This is a genomic window from Colwellia sp. BRX8-9 (assembly GCF_014077245.1).
Taxonomy (GTDB): domain Bacteria; phylum Pseudomonadota; class Gammaproteobacteria; order Enterobacterales; family Alteromonadaceae; genus Colwellia_A.
Genome location: NZ_JACGVN010000016.1, coordinates 104,233 through 114,486, shown reverse-complemented (window position 1 = coordinate 114,486; position 10,254 = coordinate 104,233). Strand labels below are relative to the sequence as shown.

Sequence of the window (10,254 nt, the reverse complement as noted above, 5' to 3'; positions counted from 1 at the left end):
CCTCAAGACCTCAAGACCTCAAGACCTCAAGACCTCAAATTCTATAAAACAAATGACTAAACATTATAACCGTTCAATTTGATTTCCTTCCTATATACGAAGCAGCCTGTTGCAGCGATTGTTGTTATCACGGCTTAAAATACAAGCTACAGAGCTAATATTATTGTTAATATGCTATTTATTTCTTATATAGAAAAGCTTAAATTTTTATTATTAATTAAAATTGCACACACTTATTCCCTTCAATAAATTCAGTTGTCTTCTACACTTAAGTTCTATTTACAAATATATAAATATTTATTAGCAAAAAACAGTGGTATGACCAGTTGTTTTTCTGTTATATTCGAAAGAAGTTAAATAAATAGTTTAAAAAGCACTGGAGAGATACATGCTCAGTTATAAAGCACCGATCACAGACATGAAGTTTTTATTTGAAGATGTCTTTAATTATTATGACCATTATAAGCAGTATCCAGAATTTGAAGAAGCGACACCTGACTTGGTTGATGCGATATTCCAAGAGTGTGCAAAATTCTGTGAAAATGAATTATTACCAATAAATCAAAGTGGCGATAAAGAAGGCTGTACTTTTGATAACGGTAAAGTAACCACGCCTACAGGCTTTAAAGAAGCTTATCAGAAATATGTTGACGGTGGATGGCAGAGTTTGTCTCACCCTGTTGAACATGGTGGCCAAGGGCTTCCTGCTTCGTTAGGTATGGTAAAGTCAGAGATGATGGGTACGGCAAACTGGTCGTGGGCTATGTATCCTGGTCTAAGCCACGGTGCTATGGATACGGTACAGTTACACGGTACTGAAGAACAGAAGCAGCTTTACTTAACTAAGCTTACCGAAGGTACTTGGACCGGCACTATGTGTTTAACTGAACCACAATGTGGTACAGATTTAGGTCAAGTTAAAACAAAAGCTGAGTTAAACGATGATGGTACATTTAGTATTAGTGGTACTAAAATATTTATTTCAGCTGGTGAGCATGACTTAACTGAAAACATAGTTCATATCGTTTTAGCAAGATTACCCAATGCGCCAAAAGGTACGCGTGGTATCTCATTATTTATTGTTCCTAAGATGCAAGTTGATGAACAAGGTAACATTGGCGAAAGTAACAATGTTGTTTGTGGCTCTATTGAAGATAAAATGGGTATCAAAGGTTCAGCTACCGCTGTGTTAAATTTTGATGGTGCAAAAGGCGTACTTATCGGTAAAGAAAATAAAGGTTTAGAATGTATGTTCACCTTTATGAATACCGCACGTGTTGGTACCGCTTTACAAGGTATCTGTGCTGCAGAACTTGCTTATCAAAACTCGTTAATTTACGCAAAAGAACGATTATCGATGCGTTCACTTACCGGTGCTAAAAAACCTGAATTAGTTGCTGACCCAATTATTGTTCACCCTGATGTTCGTAAAATGCTAATGACGCAAAAAGCGATCACTGAAGGTGGCCGTGCTATGATTTATTATACGGCGAAGATAGTTGACGACATCCAAATGTTGAAAGATGATAAGCAACGCCGTAAAGCTGATAACCGTTTAGGTTTTATTACACCGATTTTAAAAGCATTCCTCACTGAACTAGGTTCAGAAAGTGCAAACCATGGCTTACAAATATTTGGTGGTCATGGCTTTATCAAAGAGTGGGGTATGGAGCAAATTGTTCGTGATACACGTATAGCTACTTTGTATGAAGGAACAACGGGTATCCAAGCACTTGATTTATTAGGACGTAAAATCTTATTAAATCGCGGTAAGTATTTAAAACACTTTACCATGGAAGTCTTAGGCTTTTGTAAAGAAAAAAGTATGATTTCAAGTAACCCTCATAAACGTCAGATGAATCAATTTATTTGGCCATTGAGCAAAGCTGTTGCCGGCTGGCAGAAAAACACGTTAAGTTTGTCATTAAAAGCAAAGAAAAACCGCGATGTGGTCGGATCTGCTTCGGTTGACTATTTAATGTATTCTGGTTACATCGTTATGGCTTATTTCTGGGCACAAATGGCGCAGGCGGCTTATGAAAAATTAGCAACTGATGTTGAGAACAGAGACTTCTACCGTGCAAAAATTAAAACCGCAGAGTTTTACTTTGAGCGCATGTTGCCAAGAACTAAATCGTTAGCAATCACCATGATGGCAGACCCTAAAACGTTAATGCAGTTAGACGAAGAGTTGTTGTCATTTTTATAAACACTGACTGTTAAGATAACCACCAATAAAACCTTTTACAGTTTTCTGTAAAAGGTTTTATCATTTTAAATGACCTCTAAAGACCTCTAAAACCTTTAAATAGCGATAACCCTTTATCTTCATTATGGCAACTTCATGTCATCGAGAAGTATTTTAACTGTCGTATCTCTGAAGTTACCGTGGCTGTTGCTATTTTACTTTTCATCATTAGATGGAATACATTAGAACGACTATCTGTTGAGCTTATATTTTGATTGGCACACGAACTTGTTAAACTGCGAATAATAGTCGTCGCTCTTTATTTATCCAGCGATTACTAGAAAACGCTATGTGAATAGACATTACAAATGAGGTTATCTCGGCAAGTAGGACCATTAGAATCAACACCTTCAATAGATGATATTTTCGAACCAAATCGATCTTTAGTCAACGGGTTGATGCTCGCTGAGAAGTTGTCGAGACTGAAAAGTATTAACGATCACTTTGTGCGCATTCCTGACATTAACTATGGTTTGTTCTTTAGGTCACTGATTAGCCAAAAGCGGACAATTTTGGATTGATTTTTAATTGATAAATTTTTGTTGAAATAGCTACCCCAATGACCCAGCTTTTATGTCAGCTATATTCAAAGGTAACTGACATTAGAGGAATATTTCTATGGCGCTAACGCCCCCATTGCGCCATAGCACTTATAATAACTTTGCCGAAAGCAAGGTCATATAATGTTAATCTTCATGTATATAACTGCAATCATCTGAATCAAGACCTAACTGATAGTCTTTTGATTTTCCCTCTAACCAATCGACTAACTCTTTGGCCGCAGGTGAAAGGTTGACTTCAGCTCCTCCCCCTCTCCTTTCCAAAAGGTAGGGGGTATAAAGCTCTGTTTCATTATTAAACTTAAAGCTCAAAAAACGAATACTTCCAGCGTCAGAACAACGTTTTTGCAATTCAGTAAAATTTTGAGAAGTCACCTGGCTAGCAATACTTTGAATGTCCTTGACAGCTTCAATATCTATAGTTTCAAGTAAAGTACCAGCCCCACCCATCACTTTAGTGAGTTCAATTTCTGACTGCTCTGCCACATCATCTACAGAAAGATAACCGTCATTCTTCCCTTTATTATGATAATAATGATAAAAGTTGCCTTGAATATCAACAAAAATTCCAGCATGACTTGCCCCCCATGCGTTGTTATCATAAACCACAGCCAGTAAATATTTTTGTTCAGCTATTGGCTCTGCTTTTTCTTCTGAATCCCCCTGACAAGCAGTAATAAAACAGATAATTACAAGTATCAAAAGATTGTTAATTTTCATTTTATATCTCAATTAGTTTAATTTTAACTCAACCGTTTATTGTAAGTTCAGATGATATTGGTAATTATTATACTCTAGCAAATTTATCATGGGTGTCTTGATAACTTTTGAAAAGACGACGGTTCAGTCATAATACTTGAGATAAACCGGAATATTTAGGATCACTTTGTGCGCAAATAAGGAGTAAAATTTTAAAATGTTGAATGTTTGTTGATGTCACTATACACCCGTTAGTTGTCTTAAGCAGGCAAACAGCTAATTAAATAATCATTGCCATAGCGGACATACCTAAAATCAGTTTTGAGACTGATTTCACGGTATAAAAAACAAAATAAAATTATATAATGAAAACAAAACCATAACGTCTGCAAGTTTATAGTTTTACTTGGCATTCAATATATAGACGCTAAATTCTGCTACAAAATAGTCATTCTGGATTATTAAATAGATTCTAATTACTGCTCAGCTTTTGGGTAAGAAAACTGACAGATAGATATTTCAGTAATTTATATCCAATGGTAAGAAGCAGATATTTGTATGCTAAACTTAACATTAACTTATTGAATGAAGAGTTAAACTTTATAGTAAGTTATAAAAGTTTAACTCTAAATTTTCAATATGCTATTTATTTAGCCGAGCCGACATAAATGATTTTAATCTCTTCATTTTTGTGATTAAAAACGGCTGCGATATCTTTTATTTCAACACTTGTGGTAGGTATTTTATCTTTTTTGGAGGTAAAATGGTTTAAATACGAAAAAGTATCTAACGCATCATATTTATGGGCAAAATGCGCCATTACCATATCATTACAAGTAACAGAATTAACAGCAAAGCGTTTTGAATTAATCGCAGAACTAATCATACGCAATCTCAGTGCATTTTTTAATCCATCTTTATTATTATTTCCAGCAAACACACACATTTTTGTCTCAATATTACTATCTGTTGCAATAAACTCGTACTTGGTAGCATTAGAATTGAAAGCTAATAATACGAACACTACTGCCAAAGTTAAAATTTTCATAATTGACTCCTTTATAGTTGCAAGTACCCGGTACAACTTAACTAAAACTCTCGAATAGTTAACGGGAGATAGGAAGCTATTTAACACATCCTCATCCGTACGGTTATAGGCATTTTTTGCGCCATTCAGAATTGGTAAAGCCTAATTGTATGAATAAAATGCGATTAAAATGTGTAACTAAAAGTAATATTAATTTTGAAATAATAAGTGTAAAAAAAATGGACACTAGCTAATTAAAAACTCAAAATATAGAGCAAAATCTAATGTTAGATTGGAAATATACATATTTACACCTCGGAAATATACATATTTGCAGTGCAATGTATTATATGCTGTAAAAAAAGCTGACATTTTAGTCTACTTTATACAAGGTGGACGAGCTGCAATAAATCATGCAATACAAACATGTCAACGACCGCTATCGGGCACACTCCAAAGTAATATGAATGTTCAATCATGTCCGCGTATATCAAAATATACAAAAAATTTTAGTATGTATTATAAAATGCGAATGTCTTCAAAGTGGCATTAGTGAATATAAGAAAAATTCTTCAATCTCATTTAGTGTTTGAAAATCTAATTAGTCATGTCTATTCACACTATCATCTAATTCGGGTAATTAAACCATCTAGCTAAACTAGATACGAGCAGATAAAAGCGTTTTTGTTTTTATTATCTTTAGTGAGTAGATAGATTAAAAATGGTGGCAGAGGATGTAAGATTTTTCATCCTCTGAGAAACATTTAGGGAGATTTTTATCGGATGAAACGTAAGAATTTAAGTTTCCATTTTGAATAAGGTGCGAAGCGTACCGGGATATCTTTAATAAAAGGGCGTTTGAGTACTGACTTTAGATGACTAAAATTATCAAAACCGGCTTTGCCACTATATTGGCCAATACCGCTAGGGCCAGTGCCACCAAAAGGTAAGTCAGGTACTGCATTAAACATGATGACATCGTTAATACATTGACTCCCCGAACTTATTTCATTTACCCATTGTGCTACTTGCTCGTTATTACGGCTAAAGATATAAGCAGAAAGTGGTTTTTCTCTTTGTTTGACAAATGATTTTGCTTGATCAAAATCTTCAATAGTGACAATAGGTAAAATGGCGCCAAAAATCTCTTCTGTCATTAAAGGACTATCTAAAGCGGGATTAATGATAATAGTTGGCGCGATATAGCAGCTTTCAATATCGCTTTCACCGCCAACCATAATTTTACCATCGTTAAAATAAGTGGCTATACGCTGACAATGGCGCTGGTTAATTATACGGCCATAGCTGTCGCTATTTTTTGGGTTTTCACCAAACATAGCGGTTATTTGAGCTTTCAACGCTAGTGTTAATGGCTCAACTAGGTTTTCTTTTACTAATAGATAATCAGGCGCTATGCAGGTTTGCCCTGCATTCATCCACTTGCCCCATGCAATACGCTGTGCTGTTATTGTTAAATCTGCACTTTCATCGACGTAAACAGGACTTTTGCCGCCAAGCTCTAATGTCACTGGCGTTAAGTGCTTTGCGGCTGCGGCCATGACAATACGAGCGACTTGACCATTGCCAGTATACATAATGTGATCAAAGTTTAAGGTAAGTAATGCGGTTGTTTCTGTAACACCGCCTTCAACCACACTAACGGCGTTATTATCTAAATACTTAGGAATAAGTTGGCCAATAAGTGCAGAAATAGCAGGAGCAAGCTCTGAAGGCTTGATGATGGCACAATTACCGGCAGCAATAACGGCAATTAAAGGGGCCAATACTAATTGTAAAGGATAATTCCACGCGCCAATAATTAATACAGTGCCTTGTGGCTCGGGTTTAATAAATGATTTCCCCGGTTGTACCACAATGGGGGTACTAACGCCCCTTGGTTTAGCCCATTTATTGAGGTGTTTGCACGTGTGGTCAACATCACTGGTTATGTATGATATTTCAGTGATCCAAGCTTCTAGAGTCGGTTTTGCAAGGTCATCTTGTAAAGCCTGTAAAATATCTTTTTCGTTTTCAATAACAAGTTTTTTTATTGCTTGTAGTTGCTGTTTACGCCATGAAATATCTCGAGTGACATTAGTATCAAAATACTGACTGTGTTTTGTGAGTAATGCTTGGTAGGGCATATTTAAACCTTATTGTTGTTATTGAGTCTTATAGCTTTATTGGTACGACCAGATATAGAAACAAATTTACAACATTTACAGCTCATCTACAAAACAATCAGATAATTATCTGTTAAGAGGTAAGTGCTAAACTTTTTAAGTTCATTGCATAACCAATGACTCGGCTAACGATGGCTTGAATGTTATCAGTATCTAATTGCTCAACAGGCACATTGATATTGCGGTATTCTATTTGCGTAAAAACCGTCGCAATAATATCAGCATCGATATGTGGGTCATGAGCATTAAAAAATTCGCATAACTTAATAATGGGTTTTAACGAGGCCGCACGGTGTATCTCAGCTAAAGGGGCTAATTTACGGTTTACGCGTACTTCGGTAAAGAGTAATTGTTGAACAGCGAGCTCTACGGGTGAGTCTATTATTCTTTTTACTAAGTATTGGGTCGCCATTATGGCAAGTTTATTACGTAAATTTTCTTTTTCACTTATTTTACGTAAACTTGTTTTATTTACATTGGCGAGTAGTTCAACGGCAGGCTGCCAAGCTAAGCTTGTTTTTGTGGTGATTTGTGAAGAACACAAGGTAAATGCTTGATGAACTAACTCTTGTATATCTTTAAAATAATAGGTGGTAAGAGAGAGTTGAATATTTGCATGACTCGCTATGGCTCGATGAGTCGTGCCTTTTATTCCATTTTTTGCTAATACTTCAATGGCTGATTGTAATATCAGTAAACGTGTTTGTTCACCTTTGCTCCGTCTTTTTACAGTGGGGCTTTCCTCAGTAGAAAACATATTATTTTGTCGTATAATTTTAGTTAACATAAAGTTAACTTATTTTTAATGGTATTTCAATCTAGGCAGGAAAATTATCAGCATTTTTTGTTACAAAAAGTAATAGGTGAGCGCTAGAATTATAAAGTTTGTGAAGACATTAACGATAAAGAAAATGAGTCCAACACGTTTGCTGGGCTCATTTATGATGATAATACGGCTTTAAACACATTGAAACCTACATCCTTGTAGGCGATTTCTATGGCGTGTTGATAAATTAATGACTAGCGGACTGTGCTCTTAATTCGTCAGAGTCAAAGTCATCTACATTGATAGCGACTTTTCTGCCCAATTCAGCCTTGCATAACAACTCGGCTTCTACAGCGTTAATAACATTAACGGCTAAGCCTTTTTTAGCAACTTCATCGAGGGCATAAAAAGGCAGATCTTCACCAATAGCCTGACAAACCTTCTTAAATATTGGTTCACAAGCAATAATGTCATCTAACGTTTGCTCAAGTTGACCTAAAACATTTTCTGGATCTCGGCTTAAATATTGACCTTGTCCTAAGCGTTCTCGAGCTTTACCAGGTGTTTGTAATATCTGTGCAACTTTATGGTCGGTAATATCAGAAGGTTTTTTCAACCATTTACCCACTGGAAAGATCATAGCTCTTAGGAACAGTGCCACTATCTTATTAGGAAAGTTACTGATCAACGCGTCAATAGCTTGCTGTGTTTCATACAAGCTATCTTCAAGTGCCCATTGTACAAGCGGTAGGTCATCTTGCTGACGACCTTCGTCGTTAAAACGCTTTAAGGTTGCCGAAGACAAATACAAATGGCTAAGTACATCACCTAAACGCGCCGAAATTCTCTCTTTGCGCTTCAAATCGCCACCCAGTGTCAGCATCGATATGTCTGATAGCATAGCTAAGTTACTACTAAAGCGAGTGAGCAACTGATAGTAACGAGAGGTTTCGTCTCGAAAAGGTGCCTTTAAAATTCTAGCGCCAGTTAATGAAAACCAAAGGCTGCGGACAACATTGCTAATGGCAAAGCCAATATGGCCAAACAAGGCGTGATCGAATTCTTTTAATGCAATAACATCATCAGTTTGGTTTGCTGCGGCTAACTCCGCTAAAACGTAAGGATGACAACGAATAGCTCCCTGTCCGTAAATAATTAAACTACGTGTCAGAATATTTGCGCCTTCAACGGTTATTGCAATCGGAGCACCTTGATAGGCACGAGCAAGGTAGTTACCTTCGCCCATACAAATACCTTTACCGCCGTGAATGTCCATTGCATCGTTAACACAAATACGCATTTTTTCAGTTAAATGATATTTGATAATGGCTGAAATTACCGAAGGTTTCTCACCTAAATCGATAGCACCTGTAGACATGGTAGTTACCGCATCCATTAAATAAGCATTGCCACCAATGCGAGCAAGGGGTTCTTCAATACCTTCCATTTTACCGATAGGGATCTTGAACTGACGACGAATTCTACTGTAAGCACCTGTAGCAAGTGCAAGTGACTTTATACCACCAGCACTATTAGAAGGAAGTGTAATAGCACGCCCAACAGACAAACACTCCATAAGCATGCGCCAGCCCTGACCTGCCATTTCTGCGCCACCAATAATATAGTCAAGCGGCACAAAGACACCATTACCTTGTGTTGGACCATTTTGAAAAGGAACATTAAGTGGGAAATGACGACGGCCAGTGATAACACCCTCTAAGTCTGTAGGGATCAATGCACAGGTAATGCCTAAATCAACCGTTTCACCCAGTAAATGGTCAGGGTCTTTTAGTTTAAAAGCCAAACCTAGTACTGTGGCAATGGGCGCTAGCGTAATGTAACGTTTGTCCCAAGTTAATCTCATACCAAGCACTTCTTTACCTTCAAACTCACCGTGACAAATAATGCCTTCATCGGGGATCGCACCAGCATCTGAACCGGCTTCCGGACTAGTCAACGCAAAGCAGGGAATTTCATCACCAACCGCTAAACGAGGAAGGTAATGGTCTTGCTGCTCTTTTGTGCCATAAAGTTGTAATAATTCACCTGGGCCTAAAGAATTAGGAACTCCAACGGTGCTTGCTAGTACGGCACTCACCCCTGATAATTTTTGTAAAACTCGTGACTGTGCATAGGCACAAAACTCTAAGCCGCCATATTTCTTTTTGATAATCATTGCGAAGAATTTATTATCTTTCAAAAACTGCCAAACTTCTGGTGATAAATCAGCATCGACATGAGTCGTTTGCCAATCATTGGTCATTTTACAAACTTCTTCTACGGGACCATTTAAGAAACTTTGCTCTTCAACGCTTAAGCGGGGTGTTTCATAGTTATGCAGTTTTTTCCAATCAGGGTTACCACGAAATAGCTCTGCTTCAAACCATGTAGTACCAGCGTCGATAGCCTCTTGCTCAGTTCTCGACATTTGCGGCATGATAGATCTGAACATTTTTAGTAAAGGGTGAGTAATATACTGTTTTCTAAAGTCAGATATATTCAAGGGCAATGCAATGATTGCAAATATTATCCAACTGAAAAATGACAGTGCATCAAAGATAGTACCTACCGCCATTAATGCGGCAAAACTTAAGGTAAAAGTTGAGAGCGCGGCACGGGTGTATGCCATGAAGCCGGTTAAAATAACGGCATAAATGAACCATGTAAATTGTTCCATTAATTTTCCTTTTAAAAAATAAAAACCTAAAGATAAAAATAAAGAGGTCTGACCATGTATTTAGCTTAAATCTATGTACAATAAATTACAAATA

6 protein-coding genes are annotated in these 10,254 nt (G+C 36.9%); 1 reads left to right on the top strand and 5 read right to left on the bottom strand.

Features of this window, described 5'->3' with window-relative positions:
- Nucleotides 1-388 precede the first annotated feature (388 nt).
- The gene (locus H4J70_RS14230) at nt 389-2,209 is read left to right on the top strand and encodes an acyl-CoA dehydrogenase C-terminal domain-containing protein (protein ID WP_182216149.1); all 1,821 of its coding nucleotides are present in this window, start codon (nt 389-391) and stop codon (nt 2,207-2,209) included.
- A 725-nt stretch (nt 2,210-2,934) separates the two neighbouring features.
- Here H4J70_RS14230 and H4J70_RS14225 read toward each other — a convergent pair.
- The 5 genes from H4J70_RS14225 to fadE form a co-directional block, all read right to left on the bottom strand.
- A complete protein-coding gene (locus H4J70_RS14225) occupies nt 2,935-3,528 on the bottom strand; it encodes a hypothetical protein (RefSeq protein WP_182230110.1) in 594 nt (197 codons plus the stop codon).
- A 625-nt stretch (nt 3,529-4,153) separates the two neighbouring features.
- On the bottom strand, nt 4,154-4,555 hold the full coding sequence (locus H4J70_RS14220; protein ID WP_182230111.1) for a DUF3718 domain-containing protein: 402 nt from the start codon (nt 4,553-4,555) through the stop codon (nt 4,154-4,156).
- Nucleotides 4,556-5,310: 755 nt separating this feature from the next.
- The gene (locus H4J70_RS14215; RefSeq protein WP_182216133.1) at nt 5,311-6,678 is read right to left on the bottom strand and encodes an aldehyde dehydrogenase family protein; all 1,368 of its coding nucleotides are present in this window, start codon (nt 6,676-6,678) and stop codon (nt 5,311-5,313) included.
- A 112-nt stretch (nt 6,679-6,790) separates the two neighbouring features.
- Nucleotides 6,791-7,504: a TetR/AcrR family transcriptional regulator gene (locus H4J70_RS14210; RefSeq protein ID WP_182251307.1), complete on the bottom strand. Its 714-nt coding sequence runs from the start codon at nt 7,502-7,504 to the stop codon at nt 6,791-6,793.
- Nucleotides 7,505-7,730: 226 nt separating this feature from the next.
- Nucleotides 7,731-10,160, bottom strand: a complete 2,430-nt coding sequence (gene fadE / locus H4J70_RS14205) for an acyl-CoA dehydrogenase FadE (protein ID WP_182251306.1) — start codon at nt 10,158-10,160, stop codon at nt 7,731-7,733.
- Nucleotides 10,161-10,254: the final 94 nt, after the last annotated feature.